Annotated in this window: 15 protein-coding genes; 5 read left to right on the top strand and 10 right to left on the bottom strand. The window is 60.2% G+C overall.

From position 1 onward, the window contains the following. Positions 1-40 precede the first annotated feature (40 nt). A complete protein-coding gene (locus AC1RP7_RS25545; RefSeq protein ID WP_057716079.1) occupies positions 41-574 on the top strand; it encodes a hypothetical protein in 534 nt (177 codons plus the stop codon). 307 nt (positions 575-881) lie between these two features. On the opposite strand, the gene emhR is transcribed toward AC1RP7_RS25545, so the two are convergent. Further along, positions 882-1514 (bottom strand): efflux system transcriptional repressor EmhR, encoded by a 633-nt coding sequence (gene emhR, locus AC1RP7_RS25550; protein WP_057716080.1) that lies wholly within the window; start codon positions 1512-1514, stop codon positions 882-884. Between the two features lie 277 nt (positions 1515-1791). Between emhR and emhA the strand changes: the two genes are divergently transcribed. From emhA to AC1RP7_RS25570, 4 genes are all read left to right on the top strand, one after another. Continuing rightward, positions 1792-2949, top strand: coding sequence for an efflux RND transporter periplasmic adaptor subunit EmhA (gene emhA, locus AC1RP7_RS25555; RefSeq protein WP_057716081.1), 1158 nt, complete (start codon positions 1792-1794; stop codon positions 2947-2949). Between the two features lie 3 nt (positions 2950-2952). Beyond that, entirely contained in the window at positions 2953-6114 is a 3162-nt protein-coding gene (emhB, locus tag AC1RP7_RS25560; RefSeq protein WP_340316560.1) for an efflux RND transporter permease subunit EmhB, read from the top strand. Further along, positions 6114-7574 (top strand): efflux RND transporter outer membrane subunit EmhC, encoded by a 1461-nt coding sequence (gene emhC, locus AC1RP7_RS25565; RefSeq protein WP_090453567.1) that lies wholly within the window; start codon positions 6114-6116, stop codon positions 7572-7574. Before emhB ends, emhC begins: the two co-directional genes overlap by 1 nt. 438 nt (positions 7575-8012) lie before the next feature. Further along, the gene (locus AC1RP7_RS25570; protein WP_407514109.1) at positions 8013-9272 is read left to right on the top strand and encodes an OprD family porin; all 1260 of its coding nucleotides are present in this window, start codon (positions 8013-8015) and stop codon (positions 9270-9272) included. Positions 9273-9393: 121 nt separating this feature from the next. Here the strand turns inward: AC1RP7_RS25570 and pcaC are convergent, their stop codons facing one another. From pcaC to AC1RP7_RS25615, 9 genes are all read right to left on the bottom strand, one after another. Further along, positions 9394-9786, bottom strand: coding sequence for a 4-carboxymuconolactone decarboxylase (gene pcaC / locus AC1RP7_RS25575; RefSeq protein WP_008016493.1), 393 nt, complete (start codon positions 9784-9786; stop codon positions 9394-9396). A 10-nt stretch (positions 9787-9796) separates the two neighbouring features. Continuing rightward, a complete protein-coding gene (gene pcaD / locus AC1RP7_RS25580) occupies positions 9797-10588 on the bottom strand; it encodes a 3-oxoadipate enol-lactonase (protein WP_154909668.1) in 792 nt (263 codons plus the stop codon). Positions 10589-10600: 12 nt separating this feature from the next. Beyond that, the gene (locus AC1RP7_RS25585) at positions 10601-11965 is read right to left on the bottom strand and encodes a 3-carboxy-cis,cis-muconate cycloisomerase (protein ID WP_493182218.1); all 1365 of its coding nucleotides are present in this window, start codon (positions 11963-11965) and stop codon (positions 10601-10603) included. 43 nt (positions 11966-12008) lie between these two features. Further along, entirely contained in the window at positions 12009-13313 is a 1305-nt protein-coding gene (locus AC1RP7_RS25590; RefSeq protein WP_218495069.1) for an MFS family transporter, read from the bottom strand. A 132-nt stretch (positions 13314-13445) separates the two neighbouring features. Next, on the bottom strand, positions 13446-14012 hold the full coding sequence (gene pcaG / locus AC1RP7_RS25595) for a protocatechuate 3,4-dioxygenase subunit alpha (RefSeq protein ID WP_102672182.1): 567 nt from the start codon (positions 14010-14012) through the stop codon (positions 13446-13448). A gap of 1 nt (position 14013) precedes the next feature. After that, complete coding sequence (pcaH, locus tag AC1RP7_RS25600) at positions 14014-14718, bottom strand: protocatechuate 3,4-dioxygenase subunit beta (protein WP_057716089.1); 705 nt, start codon at positions 14716-14718, stop codon at positions 14014-14016. Between the two features lie 37 nt (positions 14719-14755). Then, positions 14756-15961: a 3-oxoadipyl-CoA thiolase gene (pcaF, locus tag AC1RP7_RS25605; protein ID WP_493182216.1), complete on the bottom strand. Its 1206-nt coding sequence runs from the start codon at positions 15959-15961 to the stop codon at positions 14756-14758. Beyond that, positions 15958-16737 carry a CoA-transferase subunit beta gene (locus AC1RP7_RS25610; RefSeq protein ID WP_057716091.1) on the bottom strand — a complete coding sequence of 260 codons (780 nt, stop codon included), beginning with the start codon at positions 16735-16737 and terminating at the stop codon, positions 15958-15960. The genes pcaF and AC1RP7_RS25610 overlap by 4 nt, the downstream gene beginning before the upstream one ends. Then, positions 16737-17594 (bottom strand): CoA transferase subunit A, encoded by an 858-nt coding sequence (locus AC1RP7_RS25615; protein WP_008054173.1) that lies wholly within the window; start codon positions 17592-17594, stop codon positions 16737-16739. The genes AC1RP7_RS25610 and AC1RP7_RS25615 overlap by 1 nt, the downstream gene beginning before the upstream one ends. Positions 17595-17655 lie beyond the last annotated feature (61 nt).

Below are 17655 nucleotides of genomic sequence, written 5' to 3' on the forward strand. Positions count from 1 at the left end.
GCCACGGAAAGCCTCTCAATAACTTTAAAGGATTAACAGCATGAACAACAATGGCCCGATAAACGTGCCTCGCATCATTGCACGCACAGAATATGAACCTGATGATTCCAGCATTTTTTCTGCTTCAGCCAGTAAATTCCCCAATCAATACACCATAATGACCATTAACATTTCCAACAACACCGATGGCCCGATCCGGCTCTTGAAAGCAGGCTGGGATTTGACCGGAACCTCGCTATCAGCTTTCGAAATCGAAGCGAACGATGAGCAAACCCTCGATCTTCCTTACCTTCGGGACTTCTCAAGTAATGGAATGTATTACAACAAAAGAAAGTTCGCCCCGATCCTGCAACAGTTCTCGTACATTACCGAAGATGGATTAATATTCACGCTAGCTATTCAGCTGACAGTTTCAGTGGTTTTCGGCGTCCTGCATCCGAACCTGAAACCAAATTGGTCAAAAACAATAACGCGATCCGGCAACAGCAACAGCTCATATAAGGTCACTGCCGACATCACGAAAAAGAATAAAGAGGCGCCCTTCAGTTTTAGCGTCGACTTGATAGTCGGTTGATACTGATCAGATAGAAAAGACGCCGGTGAAAAAACGTATCAAATCAGCTTGCTGATGCATTTTCTTCGCCACATTCCAGGCCCCGGCTCGCAAAACCGGGGTTCTTTTTAGCAGTAGTGGAATCCGCACGAGGTTCACTCCCCATGCAAGCTCGACACAAAATTCCTACAAATTATGTAGCCTGGTAGCTGTCAACCTGGCACACGTCCGTATATAAAAGCCCCCATTGCAAAAAAGGCACGCGAAGTAAAATGATCCTCGGTGACTTCAACGGTTGACTTGCAGGGAGCCAATTTATCATTTTGTTTCATTTGCACAGGCTGGGGCTAAAGCGCAACAGATCCAGCCCGGTATCGACCCAACGCTCGGCTTCGGCGTGCAATTCAAAGCTGTCGGGGGCCAGCAGCCACTGGTACAGGATGCCATCAATATAAGCATGCAAGCTGATCGCCGCGCGGGCGGTGTCGAGGTTTTCCGGCAACTGACCGCGATTCACTGCATTACTCAGGGCCAGGCCGATCCGCACATTGCATTCGAGGCTGGCTGACACCCGTTGTTGGCGCAGGTCGCACATTTCATCGGTGAATTCGCACTTATGAAAAAGAATCTCATTGATGCGTCGGGTTTTCGGGTCCAGCGCAATTTGATGAAACAAATGAATCAACAACTTTCGCATGCAGCCCAGAGGATCGAGTTCGTCTTCGCTTTCGCTGGCCTTGGCCATTTCTTCCAGCGGCTCATGCAGAGTGTCGAGCATGGCCTGCACCAGATCGGCCTTGTTGCTGAAATGCCAGTAGATGGCCCCTCGAGTGACGCCGGCCAGGGTCGCGATGTCCGCCAGGGTCGTGCGTGCCACGCCTCGCTCGAAAAAGGCCTTTTCGGCCGCCACGAGAATTTGCGCGCGGGTTTCCTGAGCTTCCTCTTTGGTACGACGGACCATGGCAGTACAACCTCAATCAGGGTGCTTCAGCGATGCCTGAACATCAGCTGAATAAAAGTGGGGCGAACGTTCTGGGGGTTCGTCCCCGGCCTACAATTCCAACCTTTCAACGGCTTGTGTAGCGGCTTGTGTAACGGCGTTGATACGCAGCCTGGGTATTTACAAACAGCCATGTACGTAAGTATATTCCTTAGCAAGCTACTTATCCACTCGGCAAACATTTTTCAACCTTCCACCTTTCTAGTGCGCACCTTGCGTGCCTGACCCGAGGATTTTCATGCAATTCAAGCCAGCTGTTACCGCTCTGGTCGCCGCCGTCGCCCTGGCATCGCTGCTCAGCGGATGCAAAAAGGAAGAGGCAGCACCGGCCGCCCCACCGCCTCAGGTCGGCGTCGTGACTCTGCAACCTCAAGCTTTCACCCTGACGTCCGATCTGCCAGGCCGTACCAGTGCATTCCGCATTGCCGAAGTCCGTCCTCAGGTCAACGGCATCATTCTCAAGCGCCTGTTCAAGGAAGGCAGTGACGTCAAGGCCGGCCAGCAGCTGTACCAGATCGATCCGTCGGTCTATGAAGCGACGCTGAAAAGCGCTGAAGCCAACCTGCGCTCGACCAAGTCGATTTCCGACCGCTACCAGCAACTGGTCAACGAACAAGCCGTAAGCCGTCAGGAATACGACACCGCCGTGGCCAACCGCCTGCAATCGGAAGCCGCGCTGCAAACCGCACAGATCAACGTGCGCTACACCAAGGTCTATGCCCCGCTGACCGGCCGCATCGGCCGCTCCTCGGTGACCGAAGGCGCGCTGGTGAGCAATGCCCAGGCCGATGCGATGGCGGTGATTCAGCAAATCGACCCGATCTACGTCGACGTGACGCAGTCCTCGGTCGAGCTGCTGCAACTGCGCCGTGAGCTGGAAAGCGGTCGCCTGCAGAAAGCCGGCGACAACACGGCTTCGGTCAAGCTGACCCTCGAAGACGGCAGCGACTACAAGCTGGACGGCAAGCTGGAGTTCTCCGAAATCTCGGTTGACCAGACCACCGGTTCCGTCACCCTGCGCGCCATTTTCCCGAACCCTGACCACACCCTTCTTCCTGGCATGTTCGTGCACGCCAAGTTGCTGGCCGGTGTGAACAGCGCGGCGATCCTGGCCCCGCAGCAAGGCGTGACCCGCGACCTCAAAGGTACGCCGACCGCACTGGTTGTCGGCCCGGACAACAAGGTCGAACTGCGTCAACTCAAGGCCAACCGCACCGTCGGCAATCAATGGCTGATCGAAGACGGCCTGAAGGCCGGCGATCGCCTGATCACCGAAGGTCTGCAATTCGTCAAACCTGGCATCGAAGTCAAGGCCAGTGAAGCGACCAACGTAGCCGTAAAGAACCCGGCCCCCGCCCAGGTAGCTGATAAAGCCTCTGGCGGCAAAGGGGAGTAAACCATGTCGAAATTTTTTATCGACCGTCCGATTTTCGCCTGGGTAATTGCCCTGGTGATCATGCTGGTCGGGGCACTATCGATCCTCAGACTACCGATCAACCAGTACCCGAGCATTGCGCCTCCAGCGATCGCCATCTCCGTGGCCTACCCGGGTGCTTCGGCACAAACGGTTCAGGACACCGTGGTTCAGGTGATCGAGCAACAGCTCAACGGTATCGACAACCTGCGTTATGTCTCGTCGGAAAGTAACTCCGACGGCACCATGACCATTACCGCGACCTTCGAGCAAGGCACCAACTCCGACACCGCGCAGGTCCAGGTCCAGAACAAGCTGAACCTGGCCACCCCGCTGCTGCCGCAAGAAGTGCAACAGCAAGGTATCCGCGTCACCAAGGCAGTGAAGAACTTCCTGTTGGTGATCGGCGTGGTGTCGCGTGACGGCAGCATGACCAAGGACGACCTGTCCAACTACATCGTGTCGAACATGCAGGACCCGATCTCGCGGACCGCCGGTGTCGGCGACTTCCAGGTGTTCGGTTCCCAGTACGCCATGCGAATCTGGCTCGACCCGGCCAAGTTGAACAACTTCAACCTGACCCCGATCGACGTCAAGACCGCCATCGCTGCGCAAAACGTCCAGGTGTCGTCCGGCCAGCTCGGCGGCCTGCCTGCCCTGCCCGGCACCCAGTTGAACGCGACCATCATCGGCAAGACCCGCCTGCAGACCGCGGAAGAGTTCGAAAAGATCCTGCTCAAGGTCAACAAGGACGGTTCCCAGGTTCGCTTGAGGGATGTTGCCGAAGTCGGCCTGGGGGGTGAGAACTACAGCATCAACGCCCAGTTCAACGGTGCCCCGGCTTCCGGCCTGGCCGTGAAACTGGCCACCGGTGCCAACGCGCTCGATACCGCCAAGGCCCTGCGCGCGACCATCGACAGTCTCAAGCCGTTCTTCCCGCAAGGGATGGAAGTGGTGTTTCCGTATGACACCACTCCGGTAGTAACCGAATCGATCAAGGGCGTGGTTCACACCCTGGTCGAAGCGGTCGCGCTGGTGTTCCTGGTGATGTTCCTGTTCCTGCAGAACTTCCGCGCCACCATCATCACCACGATGACCGTGCCGGTGGTATTGCTTGGTACATTCGGCATCCTCGCGGCCGCCGGTTTCAGCATCAACACCCTGACCATGTTCGGCATGGTGCTGGCCATCGGCTTGCTGGTGGACGACGCCATCGTCGTGGTGGAAAACGTCGAACGGGTGATGAGCGAAGAAGGCCTGTCACCCAAGGAAGCCACCAAGAAGTCCATGGGCCAGATCCAGGGTGCACTGGTCGGTATCGCCCTGGTGTTGTCGGCGGTTCTGCTGCCGATGGCGTTCTTCAGCGGCTCCACCGGTGTGATCTACAAGCAGTTCTCGATCACCATCGTCTCGGCCATGGCCCTGTCGGTACTGGTCGCGCTGATCTTCACCCCGGCGCTTTGCGCCACCATGCTCAAGCCGATTCCCAAAGGCGAGCACGGCGTACCCAAGCGTGGTTTCTTTGGCTGGTTCAACCGCAATTTCGACCGTGGCGTTCGCGGCTACGAGCGCGGTGTCGGCAATATCCTGCAGCGCAAGATCCCGTATCTGCTGGCGTACCTGCTGATCGTGATTGGCATGATCTGGCTGTTCACCCGCATTCCAACGGCGTTCCTGCCGGAAGAAGACCAGGGTGTACTGTTCGCCCAGGTGCAGACCCCGGCCGGTTCGACGTCCCAGCGCACCCAGGTGGTCGTGGACGAAATGCGTGAATTCCTGCTGCGCCCTGGCAAGGATGGCGGTGAAGGCGATGCGGTGAACTCGGTGTTTACCGTGACCGGCTTCAACTTCGCCGGCCGTGGCCAGAGTTCGGGTATGGCGTTCATCATGCTCAGACCGTGGGACGAACGTAATGCCGACAACAATGTGTTCAAGGTGGCGGCCCGTGCCCAGCAGCACTTCTTCACCTTCCGCGATGCCATGGTGTTCGCCTTCGCGCCACCGGCGGTACTGGAACTGGGTAACGCCACCGGTTTCGACGTATTCCTGCAGGACCGTGCCGGTATCGGCCACGAAAAACTGATGGAAGCGCGCAACCAGTTCCTCGGCATGGCCGCACAAAGCAAGATTCTGTCTCAGGTGCGCCCGAACGGCCTGAACGACGAACCGCAATACCAGCTGGAAATCGATGACGAGAAGGCCAGTGCCCTGGGCATTACCATCGCCGACATCAACAACACCCTGTCGATTGCCCTGGGCAGTAGCTACGTCAACGACTTCATCGACCGTGGCCGTGTGAAGAAGGTGTACGTGCAAGGCCAGCCAGGCGCTCGAATGGGCCCTGAAGACCTGCAGAAGTGGTACGTGCGCAACAGTACCGGCAACATGGTTCCGTTCTCGGCGTTCGCCAAGGGCGAGTGGATTTACGGTTCGCCGAAACTGGCCCGTTACAACGGCGTGGAAGCGATGGAAATCCTCGGTGCCCCGGCGCCAGGCTATTCCACCGGTGAAGCCATGCTCGAAGTCGAGGCCATTGCCAAGAAACTGCCGGCGGGTGTCGGTATTTCCTGGACCGGCCTGTCGTACGAAGAGCGTCTGTCCGGTTCGCAAGCACCAGCGCTGTACGCCCTGTCGCTGCTGATGGTGTTCCTGTGTCTGGCGGCGTTGTATGAAAGCTGGTCGATTCCGATCGCGGTGATGTTGGTTGTACCGCTGGGGATCATCGGTGCGCTGATGGCCACCAGCCTGCGTGGTTTGTCCAACGACGTGTACTTCCAGGTAGGTTTGTTGACGACTATCGGTCTGGCGGCGAAAAACGCCATTCTGATTGTCGAATTTGCAAAGGAATTGCACGAACAAGGGCGTAGCCTGCGCGATGCAGCGATCGAAGCCTGCCGCATGCGTCTGCGACCGATCATCATGACCTCGCTCGCCTTCGTCCTCGGTGTGGTACCACTGGCGATATCCACCGGTGCGGGCTCCGGTAGCCAGCATGCAATCGGTACCGGCGTAATCGGCGGTATGATCACGGCCACTGTGCTGGCGATCTTCTGGGTCCCGCTGTTCTTCGTCACCGTGTCGTCCATTGGCCAGCGCAAAATCGCCGACCAGGATGACGCTATTGAAACTTCTAAAGAGGCTGGCTAATGAGCAAGTCGCTACTCTCCCTGGCAGTCGCCGCCTTCGTGCTCGGTGGCTGCTCGCTGATACCTGACTATCAGCAGCCCGAAGCGCCGGTGGCGGGCCAGTACCCGCAGGGCCCGGCGTACTCGCCGGCCCAGGCACCGGCGCAAGCGGCTGCCGAGCAGGGCTGGAAGCAGTTTTTCCATGACCCGGCGCTGCAACAGCTGATCCAGGTTGCCCTGGAAAACAACCGTGACCTGCGTGTCGCGGCCCTGAACATCGACGCGTTCGCGGCTCAATACCGCATCTCCCGTGCCGATCTGTTCCCGGCCGTCTCGGCCAATGGCAGCGGCAGCCGTCAGCGGCTTCCGGCTGATGCTTCCCAGACCGGCGAAGCCGGCATCACCAGTTCCTACTCGGCAACTGTTGGCGTCAGCGCCTATGAACTCGACCTGTTCGGTCGGGTTCGCAGCCTGAACGAAGAAGCGTTGCAGAAGTACTTCGCCACTGAAGAGGGCCGCCGCAGCACGCAGATCAGCCTGGTGGCCAGCGTGGCCAATGCCTACCTGACCTGGCAGGCCGACAAGGAACTGTACAAGCTGACCCAGGACACCCTCGCCGCCTTCGAGGAGAGCTACAAGCTCACCGCCCGCAGCAACGAAGTGGGCGTCGCCTCGGCCCTGGACCTGGCACAGTCGCGCACCTCGGTGGAAAACGCCCGTGCGCAACTGGCCAAGTACACCCGTCAGGTCGCCCAGGACGAGAACAGCCTGGTGCTGCTGCTCGGCACCGGTGTCCCGGCCAACCTGCAAGCGGCCAAACCACTTGACGACGACCTGCTGAGCGACGTTCCACCCGGCCTGCCGTCGGACCTGCTGCATCGTCGTCCGGACATCCTTCAGGCCGAGTACAACCTGAAGGCCGCCAATGCCAACATCGGCGCGGCGCGGGCTGCGTTCTTCCCGAGCATCAGCCTCACGGCCAATGCCGGCACCCTGAGCCCGGACCTGTCCGGTCTGTTCAAGGGAGGTTCGGGCACCTGGTTGTTCCAACCGCAGATCAACCTGCCGATCTTCAACGCCGGCGCCCTGAGCGCCAGCCTGGATTACTCGAAAATCCAGAAAGACATCGGCGTGGCGAACTACGAGAAGTCCATTCAAACGGCCTTCCAGGAAGTCGCCGACGGCCTGGCCGCCCGCCAGACCTACGTCCAGCAGTTGCAGGCACAGAAAGATTTCGTCAGTGCCAACCAGGACTACTACCGCCTGGCCGAGCGTCGCTACCGCATTGGTGTCGACAGCAACCTGACCTTCCTCGATGCCCAGCGTCAGTTGTTCAGTGCGCAACAGGTGCTGATCACCGACCGACTGGCGCAGCTGGTCAGCCAGGTCAACCTGTACAAGGCCCTGGGTGGTGGCTGGAACGAACAGACGGCGAAGAACGAGCCGTTGAAAGAAGAAGCGCCGAAGATGAAGTATTTCTGATAGCGCTGTAAAAACGAGAAGCCCACCGATTGGTGGGCTTTTTGTTGGCTGCGGGAAAAGGTGTGTTCTCAGTGATGGCCCCATCGCGAGCAAGCTCGCTCCCACAGGAGGCTGGGTTTGGCAAAAATCTTATGCACGCTGTAAGTCCACTGTGGGAGCGAGCTTGCTCGCGATGAGGCCCGCACAGGCCACACAAAATCCAGCGACATGTTGCGTTCGATAATCGCCCAAAACCTGCTTTTAACAATTGAACCATCCAGTACATTCCACGCACCATCCGAACCACAAAACCAATAACAACAGGTTCGACACCATGCCCCCGCGCCCTGCCCTCTCCGGCTGATCCGCTTCGTTCGTGCTGATTTCGAATATTCGTCTGCAACCCAGGGTTGCGGCATTACCCCGCTTCATCCCAAAGAATTAGAGAGACCCGAGCCCATGACGCCTTCTCCCGCGCAGTACTTCGTTCCCAGCCTGATTGCCATGGCCCTGGCCAGCGCGGCCCTGCCCGCCAGCGCCGAAGAGTCGGGTTTTGTCGAAGGCGCCAAGGTCAACCTGAACCTGCGCAACTTCTACATCAACCGCAACTTCACCAACCCGACCAAGGCCCAAGGCAAGGCTGAAGAGTGGACGCAAAGTTTCATCCTCGACGCCAAGTCCGGCTTCACCCAAGGCACCGTCGGATTCGGCATGGATGTGCTCGGTTTGTATTCGGTGAAGCTCGACGGCGGTAAAGGCACAGGCGGTACGCAACTACTGCCGCTGGATCATGACGGTCGCCCGGCGGATAACTTCGGGCGCACCAATGTCGCGTTCAAGGCCAAGCTGTCGCAGACCGAAGTGAAAGTCGGCGAGTGGATGCCGGTGTTGCCAATCCTGCGTTCGGACGACGGTCGTTCGTTGCCGCAAACCTTCCGGGGCGGCCAGATCACGTCGAAGGAGATCAATGGCCTGACGCTCTACGGCGGCCAGTTCCGGCAGAACAGCCCCCGCGATGACAGCAGCATGGACGACATGTCGATGACCGGCAAAGCGGCGTTCACCTCCGACCGTTTCAACTTTCAGGGCGGCGAATACCTGTTCAACGAAAAGCGCACCCAGATCGGCCTGTGGAACGCCGAGCTCAAGGACATCTACAGCCAGCAGTTCATCAACCTGACCCACAGCCAGCCATTGGGTGACTGGACCCTGGGCGCCAACCTGGGTTTCTTCTACGGCAAGGATGACGGCAGCGCCCGGGCCGGCGAGCTGGACAACAAGACCATGTACGGCTTGTTCTCGGCCAAATACGGCGGCAACACCTTCTACGTCGGCCTGCAAAAACTCACCGGCGACAACGCCTGGATGCGGGTCAACGGCACCAGCGGCGGTACCCTGGCCAACGACAGCTACAACTCCAGCTACGACAATGCCCAGGAGAAATCCTGGCAAGTACGCCACGACTACAACTTCGCCGCCCTGGGCGTTCCGGGCCTGACCCTGATGAACCGCTACATCAGCGGTGACAATGTGCACACCGGCACCATCACCGACGGCAAGGAATGGGGACGCGAAAGTGAACTGGGCTACACCGTGCAAAGCGGTGCGCTGAAGGACCTGAACCTGAAATGGCGCAACTCGACCATGCGCCGCGACTACAGCAACAACGAGTTCGATGAGAACCGCCTGATCATTAGCTACCCGATCAGCCTGTTGTAAACACAAAACAAATGTGGGAGCGAGCTTGCTCGCGATGGCGGTGTATCAGGCGACATCAATAGTGAATGTGCCGACGCCATCGCGAGCAAGCTCGCTCCCACAGGTTGTTCACCGTTACCGCTTACTCCCGCGATTCAACCCCCAACTCATCCCACACCGACTCGGCCAGGTGGAACGTCGCATTGGCTGCCGGGATCCCGCAATAGATCGCGCTCTGCATGATCACTTCCTTGATCTCGCCACGGCTCACGCCATTGTTGGCGGCGGCGCGCAGGTGCAGTTTGAGTTCACCCTCGCGGTTCATGCCGATCAGCATCGCGATGGTGATCAGGCTGCGGGTGTGGCGTGGCAGACCCTCGCGGGTCCAGATGTCGCCCCAGGCGTGGCGGGTGATCATTTCCTGGAACTCCGAGTTGAACTCGGTCAGAGTGGTCAGGCTGCGGTCGACGTGAGCATCGCCCAGTACCGCGCGACGGACTTTCATGCCTTCGTCGTAACGTTGTTTCTCGTCCACGGAATATCCCTCAACGAGCCTTCAGAAAGGCCAGAACACATTCGCTGAAATCAGCGCCAGCCTGCACGTTGGACAAGTGCGCAGCGTAGAACTCGGCGTACTCGGCGCCCGGCACATGTTCCTGAATGAAGTGCCCACCCGACGGCGGCGTGACCGCATCCTCAGTGCCGGCGATCACCAGCAGCGGCGCCTTGATCGAGGACAACTGATCGCGGAAATCGGCATCGCGCACAGCTGCACAATTGGCCGCGTAACCTTCTGGCGAAGTCGCCGCCAGCATGTCGGTAATCTGCTTGGCCGCCGCCGGGTTGGCTTCGGAGAAATCCGGGGTGAACCAGCGGGCAATCGACGCATCGCGCAGGGCAACCATGGCCGCCTGACCATCGCGCAGCACCATTTCAATGCGCGGGTTCCACACCGACGGATCGCCGATTTTCGCTGCGGTGTTGCACACGATCAGCTTGTTCAGTCGATCGCCGGCGTTGATCCCCAGCCACTGGCCAATCAACCCGCCCATGGACAATCCGCAGAAATGCGCGCGTTCGATGTGCAAGGCATCCAGCAATGCGAGCACGTCGCGGCCCAGTTGCTCGATGCTGTAAGGCCCCGGTGTCACCAATGACTGGCCATGGCCGCGGGTGTCGAAACGCAGCACGCGAAAATGCTTGGAGAACGCCGGGATCTGCGCGTCCCACATGTGCAGGTCCGTGCCCAGGGAGTTGGACAGCACCAGCACCGGCGCATCGACCGGTCCATCGAGTTGGTAATGCAGTTCGCCCTCGGCGAGTTGTACAAAAGCCACAGCAAGTCTCCTTCAGGCAGTCAATGCAGAATGTTCAGCCACCGCCCTCTCGACCCAGGTTTTGGCCTGGCCGAGGTAATGGGCAGGGTCCAGCAGATGATCGAGCTCAGCCGCCGACAGTTCGGCGGTCACTTGTGGTTCGTCGCCGAGGACCGCACGCAGGTGACGTTGTTCGGCCACGGCGCGTTTGCAGCATTGCTCCAACAGATGATGCGCGGTATCGCGCCCAACCCGCTGCGCGAGGACGATGCTCACCGCTTCGGCGAGCACCAGGCCCTGGGTCAAATCGAGATTGCGCGCCATGCGCTCGGCATCCACTTCCAGCCCTTGGACGATCAACAATGCTTGATGCAGGCTGCCCGACACCAGGCAGCAGATTTCCGGCAGGGTTTCCCACTCGGCATGCCACAGACCGAGGCTGCGCTCGTGCTCCTGGGGCATGGCGCTGAACAGCGTCGAAAGCAAACCGGGTACGCGAGTCGCCGCGCCGATCAACACCGCCGCGCCCACCGGATTGCGTTTGTGCGGCATGGTCGAGGAACCGCCCTTGCCCGGCGCCGAAGGCTCGAACACTTCGGCGGCCTCGGTTTGCATCAACAGGCTGATATCACGCCCGAGTTTGCCGAGACTGCCGGCGATCAGGCCGAGCGCAGCGCCGAACTCCACCACGCGATCGCGCTGGGTGTGCCACGGTTGATCGGGCAAAGTCAGTTGCAGTTCTTCGGCCAGCGCCTGGGCAATCGGCATGGCCTGGTCGCCGAGGGCTGCGAGCGTTCCGGACGCGCCACCGAATTGCAGCACCAGCAGACGCGGTTTGAGTTCAACCAGTCGCTGACGGCTGCGCGTCACCGCCCCCAACCAACCGGCGATTTTCATGCCGAGGGTGACCGGAGTTGCGTGTTGTAACCAGGTACGCCCGGCCAACGGCGTAGCCGCATAACGCTGGGCCTGGTCAGCGAGGATTTGCCCCAATTGCGCCAGATCGTTTTCGATCAGTTCCAGCGCCTGCCGCAGTTGCAGCACCAGGCCGCTGTCCATCACGTCCTGACTGGTCGCGCCCAGATGCACATGGCGCTCGGCTTCGGCATCGGTGGCCGCGATCTGCTTGCCCAGCGCCTTGACCAACGGAATCGCCGAGTTACCCGCCGTGGCAATGGCCTCGCCCAACATCGCAAAATCATAAAGCCCGGCACGGCAAGCTGCTTCAATCGGCGCGACAGCACTCGACGGAATCATCCCGACCCGTGCTTCGGCCCGGGCCAATGCCGCTTCGAAATCGAGCATGGCCTGGACCCGACCCTGATCGCAGAACACCTCACGCATATCGCGGGCCGTGAAATAGGCATCGAACAATTGATTGCCCGGTCGCTGGTTCATAAACAATTCCTGGAGGCGCGGGCCTGCGGTCCGCGCGTGAAGATCAAAGGTCGTGATGCAGATACTTCGCCTGTTTCGGCAGACGCAGGCTGAACAGGAACGCTATCGCCATCATCACCGTCACGTACCAGTAGAAGGTGTTTTCCATGCCCACGGCCTTGAGGCTCAAGGCCACATACTCCGCCGAACCACCGAAAATCGCATTCGCCACCGCATACGCCAGGCCGACACCCAATGCACGCACCTCGGGCGGGAACATCTCGGCTTTCACCAGGCCACTGATGGAGGTGTAGAAACTGACGATCGCCAGCGCCAGGGTAATCAACACGAAGGCCAGAAATGGACTTGTCACGCTTTTCAGGCTCAACAGGATCGGCACGGTGCACAGCGTGCCGAGGGCGCCGAACCAGAGCATCGAGTTACGCCGGCCGATCTTGTCGGCGAGCATGCCGAAAATCGGCTGCATGCACATATAGAGGAACAGCGCGCCGGTCATGATGTAGCTGGCGGTCTTGGCCGGCATGCCGGCGGTGTTCACCAGGTACTTCTGCATGTACGTGGTGAAGGTGTAGAAGATCAGCGAACCACCGGCGGTATAACCGAGTACGGTGATGAATGCGGTTTTATGGTCGCGAAACAGGGCACTGATGCTGCCGGCATCCTTGTTTTCGCGCATTGCCTTGCTGGTGGTTTCCTTGAGCGAACGACGCAGATACAGCGAAACCAGCGCCGCCATGGCACCCACCACGAAGGGTATCCGCCAGCCGTAGGCACGCAGGTCATCTTCAGTGAGGAACTGTTGCAGGACCACCACCAGCGACACCGCGAGCAATTGGCCGCCAATCAGGGTCACGTACTGGAACGAGGCGAAGAAACCGCGCTGGCCCTTGAGCGCCACTTCACTCATGTAGGTTGCGGTAGTGCCGTACTCACCGCCCACCGACAAGCCTTGCAGCAAACGGGCGAACAGCAACAGGATCGGCGCCCAGACCCCAATGCTGCTGTAGGTCGGCAGGCAGGCGATAAGCAGCGAGCCGAAGCACATCATCAGAATCGAGATCAACATCGAATTCTTGCGCCCGTGCTTGTCCGCCAAGCGCCCGAAAATCCAGCCACCAATCGGCCGCATCAGGAACCCGGCGGCGAACACGCCAGCGGTATTGACCAGCTGCACGGTGGGGTTATCGGACGGGAAAAAGGCCGGTGCGAAATAGATCGCACAGAAGGCGTAGACGTAGAAGTCGAACCATTCAACCAGGTTGCCGGACGAGGCACCGACAATGGCGAAGATCCGCTTGCTGCGTTCTTCGCCCGTATAAAGAGCTATAGGCGCTGTGGGTGTTGTCATTGTTTTTCACTCAATGGGGAAAGTGAGAGTCTAGACACACTTTGCAACACTCCCGTTCCGCAGATAAATCAGCAACACAGATCCCCTGTAGGAGCTGGCTTGCCAGCTCCTACAAGGTGTTGCGGTGTTCACTTAATAGTCGAAGAACACCGTCTCGGCATCGGTACCCTGCAGAATCACATTCCACTGATAAACACCCGACGCATCCTTCTTGGCCAGCAAGGTACTGCGGCGCTCGGCCGGCACGCACTCCAGCAACGGATCGTTGACGTTGGCCGCCTCGCCTTCAAAGTAGATCCGCGTCAGCAGGTGCTTCACCAAACCACGGGCAAACACCAGAACGACAAGGTGCGGTGCCTGGGTCGTGCCTTTGAGCCCCTCGACCGTACCGGGCTTGATGGTGGTAAAGCGAAAGCGTCCTTCGGCATCCACCGGCACCCGACCAAAGCCTTCGAAGTTCGGGTCCAGGGGTTTGTCCTGGTCGTCTTCCGGGTGGTCATACTTGCCGGCGGCGTTGGCCTGCCAGACTTCCAGCATCGCGTCGTTGACGATGTCGCCATTGCCGTCGACCACTTGCCCGGTGATCGCTACGCGCTCGCCCAGGGTTTGTTCGACGGTCAGGTTTTCGCGGTTCAGCCAGGTCAGGCCGATGTGGTAGTACGGCCCGACGGTGTGGGACGTGGTCGCAGTCAGCGTCATCTTATTTCTCCATCGGCGTGGCGTCGCGGCCGCGCAATACGATGTCCCAGCGATAACCGAGGGCATAGGAAGGGATGGTTTTTTCCAGATCGAACGTCGCGATCAAGCGCTCTTTGGCGCTGGTATCGGGTACGCAGTTGTAGATCGGGTCGTACGCCAGCAACGGGTCGCCCGGGAAATACATCTGCGTCACCAGGCGCGTCAGGATGCTCGGCCCGAACAGCGAGAAATGGATGTGCGCCGGGCGCCAGGCGTTGTGGTGGTTACCCCATGGATAGGCGCCGGGCTTGATGGTCTGGAACTGGTACCAGCCATCGGCGTCGGTCACGGTGCGGCCGGTGCCGGTGAAGTTCGGGTCCAGCGGTGCGTCGTGCAGGTCGCGGGCATGGGCGTAGCGACCGGCGGCGTTGGCCTGCCAGATCTCCACCAGAATCCCCGGCACCGGCAGACCGTTTTCATCCAGCACACGGCCGTGGATGATGATGCGCTCACCCTGAGGCTGCCCCTCGTGCTGGGCGGTCAGGTCGTTATCCTTCTCGTTGATGCGCTCGGCGCCGACGGTAGGACCGGTGATTTCCGACAGCGAATGCGGCAGGAACACCAACGGCTTGGACGGCGAGCGCAGGTTGGTGGATTGATAGGTCGGGTGCAGGTACTCCGGCTGGGTGCCTTCCTGCGGGCGACGGTAACCAGGCTTGTCAGTCATGAAACATTCCTCAGTTCTTATAAGTCTTCAGAGCGCGTCAGACGCGCTCGATCGCCAGGGCCAGCCCCTGACCGACACCGACGCACATGGTCGCCAGACCATTCTTGCCACCGGTTTTTTCCAGCTGATGCAATGCGGTCAACACCAGCCGCGCGCCGCTCATGCCCAACGGGTGACCCAAGGCAATCGCGCCACCGTTCGGGTTGACCTGGGCCGCGTCGTCCGCGATCCCCAGTTCACGCAGCACCGCCAGGCCTTGGCTGGCGAAGGCTTCGTTGAGCTCGATCACGTCGAAATCGCTGACCGCCACACCGAGGCGCTCGATCAGTTTACGCACCGCCGGCACCGGGCCAATGCCCATCACCCGCGGGGCAACACCGGCGCTGGCCATGCCCAGCACTTTGGCACGGGCAGTCAGGCCGTGTTTCTTCACCGCTTCGGCCGAAGCCAGGATCAACGCGGCGGCGCCGTCGTTTACACCCGAGGCATTGCCGGCGGTGACGGTCTTGTCGGGGCCGTTGACCGGTTTGAGTTTGGTCAGAGCTTCCAGGGTGGTGTCGGCGCGAGGATGCTCGTCCTGGCTGACCACGGTTTCACCCTTCTTGTGGGCTATGCGCACTTCAACGATTTCTTCGGCGAAGAACCCGGCGGCTTGTGCGGCGGCCGTGCGTTGTTGACTGCGCAGGGCGAACGCGTCCTGATCAGCGCGGGACACCTTGTAATCGTCGGCCACGTTGTCAGCGGTCTGCGGCATCGCATCCACGCCGTACTGGGCCTTCATCAACGGGTTGATGAAGCGCCAGCCGATGGTGGTGTCTTCGAGCTTCATATTGCGCGAAAAAGCGGCATCGGCCTTGCCCATCACGAACGGCGCACGGGACATCGACTCGACGCCGCCGGCAATCGCCAGCTCCATCTCGCCGCTGGCGATGGCGCGGAACGCGGTGCCGATGGCATCCATGCCCGAAGCGCAGAGGCGGTTGAGGGTCACGCCGGGTATGGTTTCCGGCAGGCCGGCCAGCAACAGTGCCATACGCGCAACGTTGCGGTTGTCTTCACCGGCCTGGTTGGCGCAGCCGAGGAACACCTCGTCCACCGCGTTCCAGTCCACCGACGGGTTGCGCTCCATCAAGGCCTTGATTGGCACGGCAGCCAGGTCGTCGGCACGCACCGTCGACAGGCCACCGCCGAAACGGCCGATGGGGGTACGAATCGCGTCGCAGATATAAACGTCACGCATCACGCTTCTCCGGGGGCTTGGCCGTGTGCGGCAGCGGTACGGGCTTCGAGGTCGCGCAGCGCGGTCAGTTCGACTTCAGTCGGCTCGGCGGTTTGCTCAACCTGGTCGGCAAAGCGAATCGCCCAACCGGTGGCATCAACCACTTGCTCGCGGGTCACACCCGGATGCAGTGCAGTGACCACGAACTCATGGGTACCGGCTTCCGGCTCCATGATGCACAGATCGGTGATGATCCCCACCGGTCCGGCGCCTGGCAGACCGAGACGCTTGCGCGAATCGCCGCCCTCGCCGTGGCCGACCGAGGTAATGAAATCGAGTTTGTCGACAAAGGAGCGCGACGACTGCTTGAGGATGATCAACACGCTCTTGGCGGAACCGGCAATCTCCGGCGCGCCACCTGCACCCGGCAGACGGACTTTCGGCGCGTGATAATCACCCACGACGGTGGTGTTGATGTTGCCGAAACGGTCGACCTGCGCCGCGCCGAGGAAACCGACGTCAATGCGCCCGCCCTGTAGCCAGTAACGGAAAATCTCGCCGGTCGGCACCACGGTGTCGGCGGTTTCCGCCAGCTCACCGTCGCCAATCGACAGTGGCAATACACTTGGCTTGGCACCGATCGGGCCCGATTCGTAGATCAGCACCACATCAGGCGAGGAAGTCAGGCGCGCCAGGTTGGCCGCTTTGGATGGCAGGCCGATGCCGACGAAGCACACCGAGCCGTTCTTCAGGCGACGGGCAGCGGCAACGGTCATCATTTCATTGGTGGTGTAAGTCATTACTTCGCCTCCGAAGCGGCGGCCAGTTTGGCCTGGAACTCGCTGAAGTCAGCGCTGCCGTGGATGTATTCGTTGATCCACGCGGTGAAGGTTTCACGGTCGCGGGCAATCGGGTCCCAGGCCTGGTAGAAGCGGTTGTCGCGTTCGTTGTAACCGTGGGCGTAGGACGGATGCGCGCCGCCAGGTACGTGGCAAACCGCGCTCAAGGCCCAGGTTGGCAGCACACAGGAGTTCATCGGCGCATTGAGGTCGTCGACGATTTCCTCAACGGTGACGATGCAGCGCTTGGCCGCCAGCGCAGCTTCTTTCTGCACGCCGAGTATGCCCCACAGCAGCACGTTGCCCTTGCGGTCGGCTTTCTGCGCGTGAATCACCGTGATATCCGGACGCACCGAAGGCACTGCTGCCAACACTTCGCCGGTGAACGGGCAGGTCACGGATTTGATCAGCGGGTTAACCTTCGGCAAATCGGAACCGGCGTAGGCACGCAGCACCGCGAACGGCAGGCCGGATGCCCCGGCGACGTAGGCGTTGGCCAGGTCGGCGTGGCTGTGTTCTTCGATTTCCAGCGCGTGGGGCCACTGTTTCTCCACAGCGTCACGCAGGCGATGCAGTGAGCCGACACCCGGGTTGCCGCCCCAGGAGAAAATCAGTTTGCGGGCACAACCGGCACCGATCAACTGGTCGTAGATCAAGTCAGGGGTCATCCGCACCAGGGTCAGGTCTTTCTTGCCCTGGCGAATGATTTCGTGACCGGCGGCCGTCGGGATCAGGTGAGTAAAGCCTTCGAGCGCGACCGTATCGCCGTCGTTTACGAATTGCTTCACCGCGTCGTGCAGCGAAAGGATTTCAGCCATTGGGGCAGGCTCCCGTTTATTGTTGACCGACAGTGGAAGAAGGCGCCGATGCGCAGCGCCG

The sequence above is a fragment of the Pseudomonas sp. GW822-FHT01E03 genome (assembly GCF_058802985.1).